At 65.9% G+C, this 18,076-nt stretch carries 20 protein-coding genes; 13 read left to right on the top strand and 7 right to left on the bottom strand.

Annotation, left to right across the window (positions count from 1 at the left end; genetic code table 11):
• Window positions 1-106: 106 nt before the first annotated feature.
• Complete coding sequence (locus ABIB25_RS15120) at window positions 107-361, bottom strand: hypothetical protein (RefSeq protein WP_354529295.1); 255 nt, start codon at window positions 359-361, stop codon at window positions 107-109.
• A 41-nt stretch (window positions 362-402) separates the two neighbouring features.
• Here ABIB25_RS15120 and ABIB25_RS15115 point away from each other — a divergent pair, with 41 nt between their 5' ends.
• Window positions 403-1,182 (top strand): phosphotransferase family protein, encoded by a 780-nt coding sequence (locus ABIB25_RS15115; RefSeq protein ID WP_354529294.1) that lies wholly within the window; start codon window positions 403-405, stop codon window positions 1,180-1,182.
• 787 nt (window positions 1,183-1,969) lie between these two features.
• On the top strand, window positions 1,970-2,455 hold the full coding sequence (locus ABIB25_RS15110; protein ID WP_354529293.1) for a GNAT family N-acetyltransferase: 486 nt from the start codon (window positions 1,970-1,972) through the stop codon (window positions 2,453-2,455).
• Between the two features lie 89 nt (window positions 2,456-2,544).
• On the opposite strand, the gene ABIB25_RS15105 is transcribed toward ABIB25_RS15110, so the two are convergent.
• Together ABIB25_RS15105 and ABIB25_RS15100 are read right to left on the bottom strand one after the other, a co-directional pair.
• Complete coding sequence (locus ABIB25_RS15105; RefSeq protein WP_354529292.1) at window positions 2,545-2,835, bottom strand: antibiotic biosynthesis monooxygenase family protein; 291 nt, start codon at window positions 2,833-2,835, stop codon at window positions 2,545-2,547.
• 280 nt (window positions 2,836-3,115) lie between these two features.
• The gene (locus tag ABIB25_RS15100) at window positions 3,116-3,679 is read right to left on the bottom strand and encodes a GNAT family N-acetyltransferase (protein WP_354529291.1); all 564 of its coding nucleotides are present in this window, start codon (window positions 3,677-3,679) and stop codon (window positions 3,116-3,118) included.
• Window positions 3,680-3,933: 254 nt separating this feature from the next.
• On the opposite strand from ABIB25_RS15100, the gene ABIB25_RS15095 reads away from it, so the two are divergent.
• The gene (locus ABIB25_RS15095; RefSeq protein ID WP_354529290.1) at window positions 3,934-4,305 is read left to right on the top strand and encodes a hypothetical protein; all 372 of its coding nucleotides are present in this window, start codon (window positions 3,934-3,936) and stop codon (window positions 4,303-4,305) included.
• Here ABIB25_RS15095 and ABIB25_RS15090 read toward each other — a convergent pair whose 3' ends face one another.
• A complete protein-coding gene (locus ABIB25_RS15090) occupies window positions 4,306-4,722 on the bottom strand; it encodes an SRPBCC family protein (protein WP_354529289.1) in 417 nt (138 codons plus the stop codon).
• Between the two features lie 671 nt (window positions 4,723-5,393).
• Between ABIB25_RS15090 and ABIB25_RS15085 the strand changes: the two genes are divergently transcribed.
• The gene (locus ABIB25_RS15085) at window positions 5,394-6,314 is read left to right on the top strand and encodes a methylenetetrahydrofolate reductase (RefSeq protein WP_354529288.1); all 921 of its coding nucleotides are present in this window, start codon (window positions 5,394-5,396) and stop codon (window positions 6,312-6,314) included.
• Between the two features lie 129 nt (window positions 6,315-6,443).
• Entirely contained in the window at window positions 6,444-6,767 is a 324-nt protein-coding gene (locus ABIB25_RS15080; protein ID WP_354529287.1) for a hypothetical protein, read from the top strand.
• Window positions 6,768-6,847: 80 nt separating this feature from the next.
• On the opposite strand, the gene ABIB25_RS15075 is transcribed toward ABIB25_RS15080, so the two are convergent.
• Window positions 6,848-7,015, bottom strand: coding sequence for a hypothetical protein (locus tag ABIB25_RS15075; RefSeq protein ID WP_354529286.1), 168 nt, complete (start codon window positions 7,013-7,015; stop codon window positions 6,848-6,850).
• A gap of 546 nt (window positions 7,016-7,561) precedes the next feature.
• Between ABIB25_RS15075 and ABIB25_RS15070 the strand changes: the two genes are divergently transcribed.
• The 4 genes from ABIB25_RS15070 (at window position 7,562) to ABIB25_RS15055 (ending at window position 10,368) form a co-directional block, all read left to right on the top strand.
• Complete coding sequence (locus ABIB25_RS15070) at window positions 7,562-8,203, top strand: dihydrofolate reductase family protein (protein WP_354529285.1); 642 nt, start codon at window positions 7,562-7,564, stop codon at window positions 8,201-8,203.
• 37 nt (window positions 8,204-8,240) lie between these two features.
• On the top strand, window positions 8,241-8,804 hold the full coding sequence (locus ABIB25_RS15065; RefSeq protein WP_354529284.1) for an RNA polymerase sigma factor: 564 nt from the start codon (window positions 8,241-8,243) through the stop codon (window positions 8,802-8,804).
• Window positions 8,804-10,081 (top strand): hypothetical protein, encoded by a 1,278-nt coding sequence (locus tag ABIB25_RS15060; protein ID WP_354529283.1) that lies wholly within the window; start codon window positions 8,804-8,806, stop codon window positions 10,079-10,081. Before ABIB25_RS15065 ends, ABIB25_RS15060 begins: the two co-directional genes overlap by 1 nt.
• A gap of 164 nt (window positions 10,082-10,245) precedes the next feature.
• Window positions 10,246-10,368, top strand: a complete 123-nt coding sequence (locus ABIB25_RS15055) for a hypothetical protein (RefSeq protein WP_354529282.1) — start codon at window positions 10,246-10,248, stop codon at window positions 10,366-10,368.
• A 382-nt stretch (window positions 10,369-10,750) separates the two neighbouring features.
• Here ABIB25_RS15055 and ABIB25_RS15050 read toward each other — a convergent pair whose 3' ends face one another.
• Window positions 10,751-10,918, bottom strand: coding sequence for a hypothetical protein (locus ABIB25_RS15050; RefSeq protein ID WP_354529281.1), 168 nt, complete (start codon window positions 10,916-10,918; stop codon window positions 10,751-10,753).
• A gap of 555 nt (window positions 10,919-11,473) precedes the next feature.
• Window positions 11,474-11,569: a VOC family protein gene (locus ABIB25_RS15045; protein WP_502919819.1), complete on the bottom strand. Its 96-nt coding sequence runs from the start codon at window positions 11,567-11,569 to the stop codon at window positions 11,474-11,476.
• 700 nt (window positions 11,570-12,269) lie between these two features.
• Here ABIB25_RS15045 and ABIB25_RS15040 point away from each other — a divergent pair.
• From ABIB25_RS15040 to ABIB25_RS15025, 4 genes are all read left to right on the top strand, one after another.
• On the top strand, window positions 12,270-12,482 hold the full coding sequence (locus tag ABIB25_RS15040; RefSeq protein ID WP_354529280.1) for a type II toxin-antitoxin system PemK/MazF family toxin: 213 nt from the start codon (window positions 12,270-12,272) through the stop codon (window positions 12,480-12,482).
• Window positions 12,483-12,641: 159 nt separating this feature from the next.
• Complete coding sequence (gene metH, locus ABIB25_RS15035) at window positions 12,642-16,292, top strand: methionine synthase (RefSeq protein WP_354529279.1); 3,651 nt, start codon at window positions 12,642-12,644, stop codon at window positions 16,290-16,292.
• A 70-nt stretch (window positions 16,293-16,362) separates the two neighbouring features.
• Window positions 16,363-17,094 (top strand): VOC family protein, encoded by a 732-nt coding sequence (locus ABIB25_RS15030; protein WP_354529278.1) that lies wholly within the window; start codon window positions 16,363-16,365, stop codon window positions 17,092-17,094.
• Window positions 17,095-17,184: 90 nt separating this feature from the next.
• A complete protein-coding gene (locus ABIB25_RS15025; RefSeq protein ID WP_354529277.1) occupies window positions 17,185-18,066 on the top strand; it encodes a dioxygenase family protein in 882 nt (293 codons plus the stop codon).
• The last annotated feature ends 10 nt before the right edge of the window (window positions 18,067-18,076 follow it).

The raw sequence follows: 18,076 nt of genomic DNA, 5'->3' as shown, positions 1-18,076 counted from the left end.
GGGGTGGCCGTGAGACATCCCCTAAATCGGCGGTCCGGAGGTCGGTGGTCGCGATAGTGGATAGTTTCTACATGAACGAGAGGCGGCCCAGATCCGTAGCAGCGGATCACTGGGTACCGGCGGCTTTGGCCCGGTTGGATGTGGACTGGTTGATCGGGCTGCGCGTTGCGCAGGCCCGGGCGTTGGTCCAAGAGGCCGGCGGGTCACGGTGGAACTCGGTCGGGATCAGGTCGTCAAGGTGTTGGGCCGAGGCTAACCATTCCCGGTTGCCGCGGCCGCCGACAAATGTCCCCAGAGTTTTCGTGGCCACGACAGGCAAGGACCTTTGTATCGTCATGCATCCCATTGCGATGACGGTCATCGACGGATGGTCCCTTCTCCGGATGACCTTCCTTAAATGGGATGACGTCGGTCGTGAACCGCGCGATCATTGCCGACGTGAGTCCGGTCGAGGTGGAGGTCGTCGTCGCTCATCGCGACCGCGCGACCCTGCGCCTCGGCGACGTGTTCTTGAAAATCGACGCCGATCAGAGCCGTACCGACGTCGAGGTACGAGCAATGGCATTGGCGCCCGTCCTGACCCCGCGAATCCTCTGGCGGGACCCGCCCGTGCTCGCACTCGCCGCTGTGCCGGGGACGGCTCTGGGTCACCTCGGCGAGCTATCTACCGAATCCCCGGCGGCGTGGGCCGCAGCGGGCGCAGCCATTCGGTTGCTGCACGACGCGCCGCTGCCACCCTGGCCCGGTCGGGACCTCGACGATCTGGCGACGCGCTTGGCCGGTGAATGCGAATGGCTCGTCGACAACGACATCCTCCCCGTCGACGTGGTCACTCCCAACCGCCGCCTTGCCGAGACTGCACTGCGCCCATGGACGCCGGTCTTCATTCATGGCGACCTGCAGATCGACCACGTCTTCGTGGCCGGTGACAAGGTCACCGGCATCATCGACTGGTCCGAAGGAGCCCCGGGCGACGCACTCTACGACCTCGCCACCCTCACGCTCGGACACCCGGAACACCTCGAGGATGTCATGGCCGGCTACGGCGGCGAGGTCGACCGTGACCTCATCCACGCCTGGTGGTCGTTGCGCTCCCTGACCAGTGTCCGCTGGCTGGTCGAGCACGGCTACGGGCCGCCCGAGGGCTATCCGGAAGTGGCCGTGCTGCGATCGTTCCCATAAGGCAGACCCACCGAGCCGAGCCTGGGGCAGCCCCGCCGGCTGACCGCGAACACCCCACCGGAGCACATCGCATCACTGCCGACAGCCCCGGCCGGACCGCCTTTGAGATCTGCCGGGGGCCGCGGAAGCGGTTCGGCCGGCGTTCTTGGAGGCTCAAAATCCGGTGACCCGTTGGGCGGCGCCCGTTCCACCATAAAACATTACCGCGGGTTGGCAGTTGTCGTAGCCACCACGGCCTCACCAGCCAGCCTCCCATCGGACTTGAGTCAGGGCTTCAGCCGATTCGACGACGAAGCCCGCGCGGTGGTGGTCAATGCGCAGGCGCGGGCACCCAGGGACGTTCGACCTCAAAGACTTCCCCGAGAAGTCCGCCGCCGTGCACGGCAGCGTCATCGTCCACCCCGACATCTTCCTCAGCGCTGCTGGTCGAGGACACCGAGCAGGTGCTGGCAGCGCTGGATGTCGCAACTGCGCGGCTGCGGCGGGCGCCGATGGCCGACCCCGGCGACGCCGGCGCTGGCGGGCCCTTTGGTGCAACGCGTACATGCGTCCGTCGGCCAGTACGAGATACTGGCCCGGTGACGTCGAGATAGGTGGGACCCCAAGATCACCATTTCCGTCCAGTCGGCGGCGAGCTGCCGCCCTCATTCTCGACGATCGGACTCCCATGAACCCGGGCTTTGTCATCCGCCCCTACCTGCCCACCGACAGCGAAAGCTGGCTGCGCTGCCGCGTGCTGTCTTTCTTGCACACCCAGTACTACGACGACGTCAAACCACACCGCACCGTGCTGGCCGAGACGGCCGTGGCGCTGGTGGCCACCCCGGCCACCTACCAGGTCGATCCGCTCGAAGGTCCCGACAGGAACACAGTGGTCGGCATTCTCGACATCACCATCGCCGGCGAGGCCGCGACCATCGACACCATCGCTACTCACCCTGACCATCAGGCCCATGGCATCGCCACCGCGCTGCTTCAACGGGCCCTTCCGATGCTTGCCGACCGCGGCGTCGCCACCCTCGACGCCTGGACTCGCGAGGACCAGGCGGCGAACGCCTGGTACCGCAGGAACGGTTTTGCCGAGACCTTTCGCTATGTGCACGCGTACGTCGGCGGTGACGATGATCTGGCAGGCTTCGTGACGCCACCGGGGTGCAGCCAGCCCGTCACGGCCTTCGTGCACGCGCCGATCGACCAGGAGGCGCAGGTGCGGGAACGCTTCCACCGGGTCTATGTATGCCGGCAATACCGGCGGTCCGTCATCCTGCGCTGATCGTTTGACCAGGCCCGGTCGGCACGTTCAAGATCTTGGTCCGCGGTCGCCGCCGCAAGACCGGTTTCGGTCACCGCAGGACGTTCGGTCTACGGGACGGCGACGAAGTGTTCGACGGTCGGAAACGACTCGTAGAAGTGGTGTAGGAGCCGCTTCCAGTTTTGGTGCTCGTTCGAGGTTCGGAATCCGTCGGTGTGTGCTTCGATGCTGTCCCACTCGACGAGCAGGAGGTATAGGTTCGGTGACTCGCTCGAACGCGAAAGCGAGAGATTGCGGAAGCCCGGTTGAGAGCTGATCAACGGCCGGGCCTCGTCGAAGGCTACCTCGAAAGCCGACTCGTCGCCGGGACGTACAGGCAAGACCGCGTGTTCAAGAATCACACCTCAGCCTTTCACAGCCCGCGTCCCGCGTCCGTGAACAATCGGCTTGCGAGCCGGACTTCGGAAACCATCTATTTGCGCGCAGTGTCGAAATGCAGTGGTGGGTGGTCGGGGTGGATTGTGTGCGATGAGATGGCCAGCCGTGCGCCGCGCGTCGAGAACGGCCGCGACGCGCATCATCGGAACGTTTGCATCAGCCGGCCGCTGACAGAACCTACTACGCCCGGCCCTCAACTCGGCTTGGTGCACGGCATGCGCGGGACCATCTGGTGCGTCCTGACTACTGCTGCTCCCACTGCTCCTTCGCGATCTCGTACCGCCAGCCACCAAGTTCAGAGCCCTCGATCATCTTCATGTCATCAGGAGAGGGGATCGCTTCAGCGACCGTCATTCCGACCTTCTCCATCACTTTCTGTGAGGGCAGGTTGACGAACATCGTTTCGGCCCAGACCAAGCGCACATCGAGTTCGACAAAAGCCTTCCCCAGCAACGCCCGCGAGCCCTCGGTGGCATAGCCCTTGCCCCAGGCCTCCTGGCGCAGTCGATACCCCAGTTCGACCTCGGCCGTCGAGCCGCCCCGTTCCGGGCGCAGGCAGAACCAACCAATGAACGCCCCGCCGTCCTTCTCGCGCGCGGCAAACACCCCGAAATTGCCGCCCCACCTCTCGTACGCGCCGAGAATGCCCGGCAGGTGGAGCTCACGAACAACGGCCGGCGCGGTCGGCTCGCCTCCGGTCAGGTAACGCATCACGGCTGGATCGCTGTCCAGCTCGATCAGCAAATCGGCGTCGTCCGCCGTGAAGTGTCGTAGTTCCAGGCGCTCGGTCTGCACGAAAGGGTCCACGGAAGGAGCATGCACCGGACGGCTCGGGCGTCCTACTGATTTCCTCGAAGGCAGTCCGCTTCGACACGCCGACCCGTTGTTTTCTACCCGACCAGGGCCCCGGCAGTAGGTGCTCCCGGCAATGGCCGTCCCCCCGGTGATCCCGTTGAGCTGCACCGGAGTGTCCAACCGTCAGCGGTCAACGCATAGGCCGTGGAAAGCGTGGCGTCTGTGATGGCGAAGCCGTCCCCTCCGGACGCGCCGATCCCCACTGCGTGTCCGAGCCCTGGAACCTTTTCCGCTACCAGACCGTACTACCCGTAGGTGGCGCCGATACCGGCGCCGAAGACGTCATCGGCCCCACCGCCACAATGCCGGACGTCGCCGCCGTCGCGGCCAACGTCACGGCAGTCGCTCCCGTCAGTCCCGGCTACCTGATCGTCGCACCGAACCTTGGTGTGCGTCCGCCCCCGTTCACCTCGAGCAGCAACCTCTCGCAGATGCGGAGCGTTGCCGACGGCACCTTGACCGGCGTCGGGACCGGTGGCGCCATCGCGGTCTACAAACACTCCGACAAGCCGATGAATGTCATCATCGACGTCACCTTATTCTTCCGCCTGTTTGCAGTGGCGGCCTTCCACACCTGATCAATGCGGGTCGGTGTCTGTCGTTTCGAGGATGCGTTTGAGGGAAATGAGATCGGCGCGGACGGCGGCGGCGTCGGCGGCGAACTGTTCATCGGTCATTCCCGGGCGCTGCCGAACTGTGAACACCACTTCGCTGGCATCGCCGTAGGGGATCACCCGCAGCGGGTTGTAGACGCTCTCGCCCGATGGCAACGTGACGACGTGATCAAGCACTCCGAGGTCGTTGCGCTCAGCGAAGCCGATCGTGATGCGGCCCATCGGCGAGTCGGCCACCCATTGACCGTCCACCCGATCAACGGTTGTTCTTGCGAGCCCGGCCGCCCAAGTCGGCAGGTTGGTGGGCTCGGCCGCGTAGCAGTACACCAATGCGCAGGGTTGCTCGATCACGATGCTCAGATGCTGGGACCCGGATGCCATGGTCGACATCGTGCCGCACGATGGCCACAGCTCAGTCTCACTTCGCACGCCAAGGAGCCGGATGCACTGACCACATGGCAACGGGACTTCGGCCGCCAAGCGCGCAGTCATGGTGGCTGCGGAATGCTTTCGTCATTGCGGCCATCGTCATCATCATCGCTGGATCGCTCGTCTTCTTGGTCGCGCCCACGACGGTGCCTGCCTACGGTTGGACCGCCTACACACCCCAGTCATCCGGACCTGACTACTCGAGGACTTCCTACCTCACCGAACAACACCTCGCCGGCGCAGCGCTCGCCGTCCTCGGATTGATCACGCTGGCCGGTGCCGTGGGTTTCGACTTGGCCTACGTCGGAGGGCAGCCTGACGCCGACACTCGGCCAGGTTCAGGTGATCGCCCGACCCGGCCTCGACGGCCAGGTATGTCGTCAACGATCAAGAACAACAGATCCTGCGGAGCGGGGGATTGGTGGGAGTCATCACGCGGCCGTGGATTGTCCGGACGTCAAGCCTACGTGAGAGCATTCTCTTGACGTGATCGGGCACCTCACGTTGGTAGTTGTGGCCTGTCTTGCCTTCTCAAGTCGCAGCGTCGCAGGGGGTCACGGATCGTCCACAGGACAGCCTTCATCGCGACCTCTATGTTTCGCGAGCTGAGCTAGGGTCGGCCGGTGGATCTCGTACAGCGATTGAGCTCGGGTCAGGGGGGTTTCCTGCTGTTCGCCATCACGCCGCCCAAGGCGGCCACCGGCGCCGAGGATCTGCGACGGATCGCCGAATCGACCCTGACCCGACTGCGTGCCCTGAACCCGGATGGCGTGGTCCTGTACGACATCCTCGAAGAGCGGGACCGCAACCCCGCAGTGAGACCGTTCCCGTTCCTACCCACCCTCGATCCGGCCGACTACCTGACCGATTACCTGTCCGGCTGGGACAAGCCGGCCGTCGTCTACCGAGCTGTAGGAAAATACTCGGAACCTCACCTCGAGGCGTGGATGCAGCGCCAGTCACCCGAACGGATCGCGACAGTACTGGTAGGAGCATCATCGAGCCGACACCCCGGCCTGACATCTCTGGAGCGGGCCCACGCGCTCCGGAGGCAGACGCAGCCGGATCTCATCGTCGGTGCGGTCGCCATCCCGGAAAGGCACGCGGCCCGCGGTGACGAGCACCGTCGGATGCTCGACAAGCAGGCCGCCGGATGCTCCTTCTTCATCAGCCAGGTCCTCTACGATGCAGACGCCGCCAAGAATCTTCTATCTGACTACCGAGATGAGTGCTACTCCCGCGGAGTAGCACCTCGACCGATTGTGTTGACCCTGTCGGTCTGCGGGTCGCTGAAGACGTTGGAATTTCTCGGTTGGCTCGGCGTCCAGGTGCCGCGTTGGATGCAGCGGGACCTGCAGCGTTCGGAAAGCACGCTCGACCTGTCTTTGGAGCATTCCCGAGCGGTGGGCCTCGACATGCTGGCCTACTGTCGGCGGCTCGGGGTGCCGGTCGGGCTGAACGTGGAGAGCGTGTCCAGCCGCCGAGTCGAGATCGAGGCGGCCACCCAGCTGGCCACCGGGCTACGTTCCGCGTTGCAGGGGTGAGGAACCCGATGCGCCGACAACGGGAAGTCGGAGTTCCAAATGCGAACCACAAGCTGTACCGAACAGCCAAGAGAAACGTCCCACCGAGAACGGTTGCCGGTAGCCAACTTGGGCTGCAATGCTTCGCCCATGGCGGTGACGGAGGATCAGGTCTCGTTCGAGGCGTCGAGCGCGACGACGGCAGCGGCCATGTTCACCGAGCGGTCGACCCAGGACTACGCCGACGGGCCGAATCCACTCGACGATGCTCTCACCACTCTGCTCGCTGTGTTCGACGGCAGAGGGGAACAAGTCGAGGCGCTGCGCGAGGAATTCGAGATCCGCGTCAGGTGCTGGGGGTCATCCGGCAGCGCACAGGGCGGCTTCTGGCTCAGCTCAGGGGTGATCCGGCGCGTGGGACAACTCGGAGCGGAGTTTCGCTGCACCGCAAATTTGGCGACTTCCGACGGCTGACGAGACCGGCACGATCGACCGATCACCTCTGTTGAATGAGCCTCGCGGCCATTCTCACCGACTGCGCCACGCTCGACCCACTAGCCGTGCATGTAGGCGCGGGGCGGGTCGATGATCGATTTCAACTGGAGCGCGACGATCATCAACACGAGCAGCAGACCTAGCGCAATGAGCAGGTTTTTCAACCGTCGCCGGCGCTTGGCATGCTCCGTGGCTGGAGCCGGATACCGCTCGCCATCGACGACCATCGGGCAAGTGTAATCGGTCCATCCAGCCCCGTCCCGTCCGTGGATCCATTTTTGGGGACTCCACTCGCCGTGGAGTTCGGTCGGTGACTCTCGTTGATGGGATTATCTTTGATCGCCCCACCACGGAAAGGACCGCTCAACGCCATCCTTGTACCATCGGCACCGCGACTGCAATGTCCCGAAATGGCTGCCATCGTCGAACTTCAAGTCGCGCAGTATCATTGGGCTCGAATGGTCGCCAAGTATCTCGGGCATCCACACCACGACTCTAGTGTCGCTTCCACCTCCTGTGCACTGCTTGCCATCGATTAGCACTTGTGATTGAGTACCGAGTGCTTGCATATCAAGAGCACTAAGGATGAGTGACGACCTCGGCGCGGCCGCCGCGCTTGGCCGCTGCCGGGATCGAACGCGATGGCCCGCTGTCCGGTGGCGAAATCTGGATCCTGCGACCCACCGACCCGACGGCAACAGCAGTCGTCTTCGCCGGGAGTCTGAAGCCAGAAATGCCGCACCAAACCCGCGGCGCAACCACAGGAGGTACTGATGTCCCGGACCCGCGTTCACAACTTGAACATCTCGCTCGACGGCTTCGCTGCCGGAGAGCACGTCACCCTCGACGAGCCGATCGGTGGTGCCGAGCAGCTATTCGCCCGGTTTGACGGCCGCGTGATCCACGGTGTCCACCACACGGAAGACCCGTTCACGATCGACAGGGCGCTGACTTCTCTCTGGGGGCAGGGGGTCGGCGCCGAGATCATGGGCCGCCGCAAATTCGGTCCACAAAGCGGGCCATGGGGTGACGATGACTGGCGTGGCTGGTGGGGAGACGAGCCGCCGTTTCGTACCCAGGTCTTCGTGATGACTCACCACGCCCACCCGCCGATCCACTTCGACAACGGCACCTCTTTCCATTTCATCGACGCGCCGCCACAGGAGGTGCTCGGGTACGCGAAAGAGGCAGCGAACGGGCTGGATGTACGCCTCGGCGGCGGCCCGAGCACGATCCGCCAGTTCCTCCATGCCGATCTCGTCGACTTCATGCATCTGGTGACCGTGCCGTTGGTCCTCGGTAGCGGAGTCTCGCTGTGGGAGGGGCTGGCCGGAGTGCATCAGCGGTTTGATATCGAAGTCGTCGTCGCAGCCAGCGGCCAAGTCCACCAGTTCTGGAACCGACGGACCGGCTGACCCTCAACCTTTCCGGGCAGCGAGAAGTGAAGAGGCGGTGGACCGCATACAGGAGGACATGTCGCCGCCGGCCGACGTCGGTCCCGCCCGGCCGACGTCGGGCGCAGGTGCCGCGCGAGGTGATTTCGAGAGCATCTTCCAGCGCCACTTCGCTGCGATGGTGCGCCTCGCCCATCTGCTCGGCTCGGACGACCCGGAGAACGTGGCGCAGGAGGCGTTCAGCAGGTTGCACACCCGGCTTCCGCAACTTTCGGAGCCGGACCGAGCCATCGGATACCTGCGGGCCTGCCTCGTGAACATCACCAGATCACGTCACACGCACCTGGCGGTGGTAGCCCGCTACCAGCGCACCGCGGACGCCGACGTGGCCAGCGCGGAAGCGTTGGCCATCGCCGACGTCGACCGGGCGGTGGTCATCGCCGCCCTGGGCAGGCTGAGCCCGCGGCACCGTGAGGCTCTGGTGCTGCGGTACTGGCTCGATCTGTCCGAAAAGCAGATGGCCGACGCGATGGGCACCTCTGTCGGCACCGTGAAGTCGCATGTGTCGCGCGGCCTTGCGGCGCTTCGGAGCGCCCTACCACCGATGGACCGAGGACTGTGATGGACGAACTGGAACGCCGGCTGGCCAACGCCCTGCACAGCGAAGCGCAGGCCGTGGAACCTCACAACACGAACTGGAAGGGGCGCCCGCCCGCGTCGGCCCGACGCGGCTGGCCAACATGGGCGGCCATCGCTGCAGTCGTCGCCGCCCTGGTGGTGGGGATGACGCTCGCGATCACCAGGAGCGCGGGGACACCAGATACGGCGCTGCCGCCGTCTGACACCGTCGGCTCAGTTCCTGCCACAACTGATTCCGCGGGGTCACGTTCGTGCGACGGCGGCTGGGCTGCCAACGGCACCAGCATCATCGCCGCCGGCAACAACTCAGTCGTTACCGGGACCACCGCGGTGCTTCGATTCGCTGGCGGTAACCCCGGTCCGGCGACTCTCTGCGCGCTGGTGACCGGTTCGGACCACATCACTCTCGCCAGCGGATCCGCCACGCTGGACGGCTCGAAACTTGGTTACCTGACGATGATTTCTGGAGAGGGCGCCTACTTCGTCGGCGCGTTCGGCGGCGCCACCACCGCGGTGACATTCGCCGCCGGCGAACTCGCATCCTCTCCAGGCGAGTCGGGGCCGGTCACCATCACAGCTTCAACGCGGGGGGTTATCGACCTCGGTGACGGCTGGCACGGCTACGCGGTCCTGGCTCCGAGAACCGCGTCCCCGGTGATCATCGCGACAGCGACCTCCGCCGGCGGTGCCGTTCTGGGGCGCCAACAGTTCCGTCTGATCAACCGAACCTCCTCGCCAACGCCATTGCCGTCCTCCAGCATCAACAGCTCGACACAGCCGGACGTTTCGTCGGGCAACAGTCCTGTCAGCAAGACCGATACCAACGGAGGCGATGCGCCGACAAGCCCGCAGTGTGGCGGTCGACTACCTGCCCCACTGCCAGGACTGACGGCGACGATCATCCCCGCACCGAATGGTCAATGGCAGTTCCGGCTCACCAACGCCACCACCCTGCGGCTCACCGTCGACACCGTGCGCGGTTCCGCCCAGGTCATGGCAGACGATCACGGCGTGGTGCAATCGGTCGGCCGCGACGAGTCCTACGTTCTGCGTACGGTCGTCTTGAACGCCGCCGAGAGCAAAGCCGTGGAGGTGGTCGGCGTCGACACTGCTCTGTGCACCGGCGGCCGGGTACCGACCGGCGACCACACGATGCACCTGGTCCTGACCGGTCAGCTCGGTAGCCGCAGCGTGGTCTTCACGGCAGCGACCTACGTCCTGCATTTCTCGCAGTCTGCTCCACCCACCCTCATCACGTGAGGCGGTCAACAATCGACTCCTGATCGCACGTCGTCCCGGCATGCCTATTTGAAAATTTTCGGTCGTTCGTGGCGGGGAAATCGCGTCGGGGCCAGGACAAACGCGACCAAGCTGTGGAAGCAGCGATCGCCGACGGCGGGGCATTGGCGTCAAGATGGCGTTGGATGATCGGGGATCGCAGCGTCCGGGGTGTGGTGGCGGCGTGGGACGCACGGGGTGTCGGGCGTGCCCTGCGGCGCGATGACGACACGCATCCCGACACGCCGCAGGGTTGGTGCCGGACCTGACTCCAGACGCCGGGCTCGGGTTGCCGCCGACCTTTCAAATTCGGGGCGGGGCCCGCACTACCGTTGGTAACCCGATAGTCAGCGCGCCGCCCCGGCCAGCAGATGTCCGAATTGCCGCTTCCGCGGCATCGTTTCGACTATGCCGCGTACCCGACAGGACTGCGGGGCGGGGGCTACCCAATCGTTCATCACCGGACGATGCCGTTCAGCCGAGCTCCGGGAAGGCGCGGCGGATCTCGTCGACCAGTGCCGGGTACTGATCGCCGAAGCTGACGGCGGCCGCGAACATCTCGTCCATCGCCGCGACCAGCGGGTCATCGGCCGCCGCGCCTCGGAGTGCCGGTAGCGCAGCATGCCGCGAGTGCCGATGGGGCCCACCGTCCTAGGCGGCCACCGTGGTGTAGACGACTGCGGGATCACGGTCCATCAAGGCGAAGGGGTCTCGCGCAGGTTCGTAGAGGTCGGTGGCCTCGGTGATCGAGAACTGCGCCGCGGGGAGTTGCGGAGCACCGACCGGCTGGGGGGAGCGGCGATCCGGATTCCATCGCATGCAACGCAGGCGCGACGCAAGGCAGCAGCGCAAGCCCTGCCGCCTCCAAGGCTCGCCGAGCTGCCCAATGCGTGCTGTTGACGGTCCGTTGGCCGCCGTTCGCAAAGGCGGTGCAGGCATCCCGGCGGCAGTACGGTGCCAATGAGCGGTGTGCTCGCTGGTCTGCCTGAGGACCATGTCCGCGGCAGGTGGCGCCGGCCGGAACGAGAGGAGGTAACGATCGCCCACCAACTCCTCAACGCCCGGACCCTGATCGTGCGCGCTGTCCCTTCCAGAGGCGCAACACCGGACCCGGTAGCTCACACCATGAGTCAGAGGAATTGGACACGCGGCCATCTTATTCATCTTGACCAGGCTCACCTCTTCGTCGCTGGACTGGTACAAAACCTCGACGACGTCTTCCCAGCTGTCTTCGATTGGCGGGGCGGTGTCCGCTGCTGTCCACGACGTAGGTCTGCCCGTATTCGACGCCCACCAGCGCTGCATGGGGTAGTCGCATGAGATGGGCCTCTTCTCGTTCGAACGGATTGGTCCAGCATGGCTGTCATCGCATGGCTACAGCTGCTGGCCAACGTCGATGCGGTTGCCGTCCGGGTCGGCGAAGACGAAGCCGCGCAACCCGTGATCGGCATCACGAATTCCTTTGACGATGCAGATTCCTCGTGCGGCGAGGTGATCACGCAGACCGCGGGCATCGGGTTTCGTGCGAAGGGCAGGAGAGCGGTCAGCCGGCCCAGACGGTGCTGAGCGGACTCGATCGTTTGCACGGTGGCCTGAAGTTCAGACGATAGCCGACCGACCTGATCGGCAGCGCGAACCTCGACGCACCGTCGCAACCCGTCGATCACCCGGGTTCGGCACAGCGGACCATGTGATTGCCCGCACCCATATCGTGTGATCATGCGTCCCAGCTTCTACTGCGTCGAGCACGCCATGAGTGAGTCACTCGTCCTCGCAACATCTGTCTGCAACGGACTAACCGCATGCGCGGACCACATCAGGACCGCGAACTCGCAGCAGGTTCCGACGGCACCGGGACGGAGAGCAAACCAATGCAGGCACTGCCTTCAGGTTCCGCATCGCGCCCACTTCATCGTCGACCAGCTGCCCCTATGCATCAGGCACGCGGCGGACGCCGTCTTCCCGCAGGACGACATGGGGGCCCACTACATGGCGCACGCCGCCTATCTCCGTCTTCAGATTGACGGAGTACGCGGCGCCTATTGACCCGTGTCCGCCATGCAACGCGTGAGCCGTCGGTCTCGTCTTCATCGGGAACGTCCGCAGGGATCGGGAAAGCAGCAACATATGGTCAACCGTTCGCGTCTGGGAAATACTTGCGGGTGGCGCCGTGGTGCCACTGACCAGCAACACCGGTAGAGTGTTTCCGTTTCAGGTACTCGTCCCCGCCGATGGCGCCGGACTGCGCGTTGCATCCAAAGCCCAGCCCGAACAGGTCCGCTCCGTCGCGGTTCAGCGGTTGGGACCGCCGCTCGGACTGTTGCGGGCATCCGTCATGGCCAAGATCGACGAAGCACTGCGGCTTCATCTCGACCTCTGGTAACGATCCTGGCCGCGCGCTGACACGCCCGCTTCCGGGCCTGACGGGCCGACTTACGGTATCGTTGACCAGCGAGGTCGAGGGGCGCTGCGACGGATGAGAATCCGCCACGCTCGACCCGATTTTCTGCGAGAAGGGCGCCTCCGATCCGGAGGCTCACCGATGCTCGATACTGCCAGGCCAGACGTGCATTCCCGCGCGGTCGCACTGCGCGACCTGTTCGCCAAGAAGGTCGCGGTACTCGACGGCGCCTGGGGCAGCATGTTCCAGAACGCCGGCCTGAAGCCGGAGGACTACCGCGGCGAGGTGCTGCCCAACCCGGAGCGCGACGTCACCGGCGACCCGGATCTGCTGAACCTCACCCGGCCCGACGTGGTCCTGGACGTGCATCGCCAGTACCTCGCGGCCGGCGCCGACATCACGACCACCAACACCTTCACCGCCACCAGCATCGGGCAGGCCGACTACGCACTGCAGGGCATGGTCCGCGACATGAACCTGGCCGGCGCCCGCCTGGCCCGCCAGGCCGCCGACGAGTTCGGTGGTCGGTTCGTCGCCGGGTCGATCGGGCCCCTCAACGTGACCCTGTCGCTGTCCCCGCGCGTGGAGGACCCGTCCTACCGCGCCGTGTCGTTCGACGACGTCCGCGACGCCTACGCGGAGCAGATCCAGGCCCTGTCCGACGGCGGCGTCGATCTACTGCTGATCGAGACCATCTTCGACACCCTCAACGCCAAGGCCGCGATCGCCGCCGCCCAGCAGGTGGCACCCCACCTGCCCCTGTGGATCTCGGTCACCATCGTCGACCTCTCCGGGCGCACGCTGTCCGGCCAGACGGTCGAGGCCTTCTGGAGCGCCGTCGCGCACTCGCACCCGCTGGTGGTCGGCGTCAACTGCTCGCTCGGCGCGCAGGAGATGCGGCCGCACGTCGCCGAGCTCTCCAAACTTGCCGATACCTTCGTCGCCTGCCACCCGAACGCAGGCCTGCCCAACGCCTTTGGCGGCTACGACCAGACGCCGGACGAGACCGCCGAGATGCTCGGCGAGTTTGCCGGATCCGGCATGGTCAACATCGTCGGTGGTTGCTGCGGAACCACTCCCGCCCACATCAAGGCGATCGCCGCTGCGGTGAACGGACTCCCGCCGCGCAAGCTCGCGCATCCGACCGGCAACACCAGGTTCAGCGGACTCGAGCCGTTCGTCATCGGGCGCGACACCGGTTTCGTGATGATCGGGGAGCGGACCAATGTCACCGGCTCGAAGCGGTTCCGCCGTCTCATCGAGTCCGACAACCACCAGGGCGCGGTAGATGTCGCCCTCGAGCAGGTGCGCGGCGGGGCGAATCTGCTGGACGTCAACATGGACGCCGACCTGCTGGACAGCGAACAGGCGATGACCACGTTCCTCAACCTGATCGCCACCGAGCCCGAGGTCGCCCGGCTACCCATCATGATCGACAGCTCGCGCTGGTCAGTCCTGGAAGCCGGCCTGAAGTGCGTCCAGGGCAAGGGGGTCGTGAACTCGATCTCCCTGAAGGAGGGCGAGGAGTCGTTCCTGCAGCAGGCCCGGCGGATTCACCACTACGGCGCAGGTGTCGTGGTGATGGCCTTCGACGAGCAGGGCCAGGCCGACACCGTCGAGCGCAAGGTGTCCATCTGCGGACGGGCCTACGACCTGCTGACCGAGCAGGCCGGGTTCGATCCCGAGGACATCATCTTCGACCCGAACGTGCTGGCCGTCGCCACCGGCATCAGTGAGCACAACGGTTACGCCAAAGCCTTTCTCGAGGCGCTGCCGCTGATCAAGAAGCGGTGTCCCGGTGTGCACATCTCCGGCGGCATCTCCAACCTCTCGTTCTCCTTCCGGGGCAACGACGTGGTCCGCGAGGCCATGCACTCGGCCTTCCTGTTCTACGCGATCCAGGCCGGCCTTGACATGGGCATCGTCAATGCCGGGCAGCTCGTTGTCTACCAAGACATCCCGGCCGACCTGCTGGAACTCGTCGAGGATGTGCTCTTCGACCGTCGTGAGGACGCGACGGACCGACTTGTCAGCTTCGCCGAGACGGTCACCGGGTCGGCGACGGTCCGGACGATCGATCTGTCCTGGCGCGAAGCGCCGGTGGAGGAGCGGCTGTCCTATGCACTCGTCCACGGCGTCGTCGACTTCATCGAGGAGGACACCGAAGAGGCCCGGCTGACCAAGGCCCGCCCCCTCGAGGTGATCGAGGGTCCGTTGATGGACGGCATGAAGATCGTCGGCGACCTGTTCGGCGCCGGGAAGATGTTCCTGCCGCAGGTGGTCAAGAGTGCCCGCGCGATGAAGCGGTCGGTCGCCTACCTCGAGCCGTTCATGGAGGCAGAGAAGGAGCTGGCCCGCCAGGAGGGACGTGCACACGCCGAACGTGGCCAGGGCACCGTGGTGATGGCCACCGTCAAGGGCGATGTGCACGACATCGGCAAGAACATCGTCGGAGTGGTGCTGGGCTGCAACAACTATCGGGTCATCGACCTTGGGGTTATGGTACCGGCCGCCAAGATCCTGGACACTGCGATCGCCGAGGGCGCCGACGCGATCGGCCTCTCCGGCCTGATCACCCCGTCACTGGACGAGATGGTCAACGTCGCCGCCGAGATGCAGCGGCGCGGCATCACGCTCCCCCTGCTGATCGGTGGCGCGACCACCTCGCGGCAGCACACGGCCGTCCGGATCGCACCGGCCTACGAGGGCCCGACGCTGCATGTCATCGACGCGTCTCGGGTGGTGGGCGTGGTGTCGGACCTGCTGGACGAGGGCCGCGCGAAGACGCTGGACACCGACAACCGGGCCGAGCAGGACCGGCTGCGCGTGCAGCACGCGAATCGGCAGCACAAGAAGCTGCTGAGCCTGGCGCAGATCCGGGAGAACCGCGAGGACGTCGACTTCGCCGAGCTGCCGGTGCCGGCGTTCACCGGCGCGCGGGTGGTGCATCCGGAGATCAAGGAGCTCCGCGAGATGATCGACTGGCAGTTCCTGTTCCTGGCCTGGGAGCTCCGCGGCAAGTACCCCGCGATCCTCGAGCAGCCGGTGGCTCGCGAGTTGTTCGACGACGCGAACACCCTGCTGGACCAGATCATCGCCGAGGGGCTCTTCCACGCCGACGGGGCCTACGGGTTCTGGCCGGCGCACGCCGAGGGCGACGACATCGTGCTGGACGGGGCCAAAGGCGACAGCGCCGACGTCCGGTTCCCGATGCTGCGGCAGCAGACCGAGAAGCCGGAGGCACGGGCGAACCGTTCGCTGGCCGACTACGTGGCGCCGACGGGGGACTACCTCGGCGGGTTCGCGGTGGCGATCCATGGCGCGGAGGCGCTGGCCGCCAAATACGAGGCGGAGCAGGACGACTATCGCGCGATCATGGTCAAGGCCCTGGCCGATCGGCTGGCCGAGGCCTTCGCCGAGCACATCCACCTGCAGGCCCGGCGCGAGTGGTTCGAGCCGGACGCACACCCGCTGCTGGAGGATCTGCACGCCGAACGGTTCCGCGGGATCCGGCCGGCGCTGGGGTACCCGGCCAGCCCGGACCACACGCTCAAGCAGGAGCTGTTCGACCTGCTCGGCGCCGACGGGATCGGGATGACCCTCACCGAGTCGTTCGCCATGTCGCCCGCCGCGAGCGTCAGCGGCCTGATCTTCGCCAACCCGGCCTCCCGATACTTCACCATCGGCCGGATCGACAAGGAGCAGGTCACCGACTACGCCGCCCGGCGCGGGATGGGCCTGACCGAGGTCGAACGCTGGCTGCGCCCGAACCTGGCCTACGAACCGGCCTGATCCGGGCCGGTGCCGGCTCGCTCGAACCGAACGGGGCGCGGCTCCAGGAGCGGCCTGCCAAACTGGATCCATGAACGAAACAGAAGCAGGGAGAAGACTTTCGCGGACGGCGGCCTCGGAACAGGTCGTCGACATCGGCTGGCGGTACCTGCTCGGCACGCTGTCCACCAGCGTCGCGGTGGGTTCCATGGCCGAGTCCGTGCAGGTAGCAAAGGCAGCCGTGTCGGCGTGCTCCGAGCACGCCGAGGCGCACCTCCGGGTGGACCTCCGTCCCGACCGGGTGGAACTTTCCCTCCAGACCAGGACGATGGGTGCGGTGACCGGCCGTGATGCGGCGCTGGCCCGTGCCGTCACCGCAGCGCTGACCGGCCTTGGTTTCCGGACCGGCGGATCCACGACCGGCGAGTTGCCTCGGCCGGTGCAGATGCTGGAACTGGCCATCGACGCGATGGACATCGTTGCCATCCGGCCCTTCTGGGAGGCGGTGCTGGCCTACGTCGACGATCCGGGTGACCCTGGTCCCGATGGCGGAATCGTCGACCCCACCGGACAGCTCCCCACCATCTGGTTCCAGCAGATGGATGCTGAACGGCTGCAGCGCAACCGCATCCACCTGGACATCACCGTTGCGCATGACGAAGCCGCGGACCGCGTCGCGGCGGCGGTCGCAGCCGGCGGACGCTTGATCGACGACTCCTACGCCCGGTCCTTCTGGGTGCTCGCCGACGCCGAGGGCAACGAGGTCTGCGTCTGCACCTGGACCGACCGAGACGAGCGGGACGCCGCGCGGACCGAGCCCTGATCCTCTTCGACGGGTGGGAATGCAAATCCTGGAAACTTGTTGAATCTTCAAGTAAGCTGGATTCAACAACCACCAGTGGGAGTGCCCGTCATGAGTTCACCGGTCGACCTGAGCGCCCCTGCCGGCGCGTACGACGCATTCCTGCCTGCAGCAGTGCAGACCAGCCGGGAGCAGCGTCTCTGGAGCCCGGCGGACGGTGCACTTCCCTCGTTGTACCTCGGTCACGGTGCTCCGCCGCTGCTCGACGACCCGCTGTGGATCGACCAGCTCTTCGCCTGGGGACAGGGTCTGCCGAAGCCGAAGGCCATCCTGATCGTCAGCGCCCACTGGGAGCAGGCGCCGATCAGCCTCTCCGCGCACGGCGCGAACACGCCGTTGGTCTACGACTTCGGCGGATTCGCTCGGCGCTTCTTCACCCTGCAGTACAACACCCCCGACGCGGGAACCCTCGCTGCCACAGTGCGTTCCAAGCTCGCCGACACCACCCCGGTGCACCAGCACACCACCAGAGGACTCGACCACGGCGCCTGGATCCCGCTGATGATCATGTACCCCCTCGGCGACGTCCCGGTGCTCCAGCTCAGCATGCCGACCGAGGACCCGGCCGCCCTGGTGGCCATCGGCGGTCGACTGCGGGAGCTCCGCGAGGAGGGTGTGCTGATCGTCGGATCCGGCTTCATGACCCACGGTCTTCCCTATCTCACCCAGGACGCCGTCATGGGCCGCACCCTGCCCGGCTGGTCGGCCGATTTCGACCAGTGGGCGGCCGAAGCCCTGGCGCAGGGTGACGTCGAAACGTTGGCGCGCTTCAGGTCTCAAGCGCCGGGGATGCCGTACGCGCACCCTACCGCCGAACATTTCCTGCCGCTGTTCGTGACGCTCGGAGCGGCCGGCAATCCGGAGAAGCCGGTGGACACCACCATCGAGGGATTCGCCTTCGGCCTGTCCAAGCGGTCGATCGCCGTCAGCTGACAGACGGTGC

Origin of the sequence: Nakamurella sp. UYEF19 (genome assembly GCF_040546275.1) — a bacterium.
GTDB lineage: Bacteria > Actinomycetota > Actinomycetes > Mycobacteriales > Nakamurellaceae > Nakamurella.
This window is presented reverse-complemented; position numbering and strand designations above follow the sequence as displayed.

Coding starts and splice junctions, on each gene's coding strand:
- ABIB25_RS15120 (WP_354529295.1), bottom strand. CDS start 361: ATGACCGTCATCGCAATGGGATGCATGACGATACAAAGGTCCTTGCCT.
- ABIB25_RS15115 (WP_354529294.1), top strand. CDS start 403: ATGACGTCGGTCGTGAACCGCGCGATCATTGCCGACGTGAGTCCGGTC.
- ABIB25_RS15090 (WP_354529289.1), bottom strand. CDS start 4,722: ATGGCATCCGGGTCCCAGCATCTGAGCATCGTGATCGAGCAACCCTGC.
- ABIB25_RS15080 (WP_354529287.1), top strand. CDS start 6,444: ATGGCGGTGACGGAGGATCAGGTCTCGTTCGAGGCGTCGAGCGCGACG.
- ABIB25_RS15075 (WP_354529286.1), bottom strand. CDS start 7,015: ATGGTCGTCGATGGCGAGCGGTATCCGGCTCCAGCCACGGAGCATGCC.
- ABIB25_RS15070 (WP_354529285.1), top strand. CDS start 7,562: ATGTCCCGGACCCGCGTTCACAACTTGAACATCTCGCTCGACGGCTTC.
- ABIB25_RS15060 (WP_354529283.1), top strand. CDS start 8,804: ATGGACGAACTGGAACGCCGGCTGGCCAACGCCCTGCACAGCGAAGCG.
- ABIB25_RS15055 (WP_354529282.1), top strand. CDS start 10,246: ATGATCGGGGATCGCAGCGTCCGGGGTGTGGTGGCGGCGTGGGACGCA.
- ABIB25_RS15050 (WP_354529281.1), bottom strand. CDS start 10,918: ATGCGATGGAATCCGGATCGCCGCTCCCCCCAGCCGGTCGGTGCTCCG.
- metH (WP_354529279.1), top strand. CDS start 12,642: ATGCTCGATACTGCCAGGCCAGACGTGCATTCCCGCGCGGTCGCACTG.
- ABIB25_RS15030 (WP_354529278.1), top strand. CDS start 16,363: ATGAACGAAACAGAAGCAGGGAGAAGACTTTCGCGGACGGCGGCCTCG.
- ABIB25_RS15025 (WP_354529277.1), top strand. CDS start 17,185: ATGAGTTCACCGGTCGACCTGAGCGCCCCTGCCGGCGCGTACGACGCA.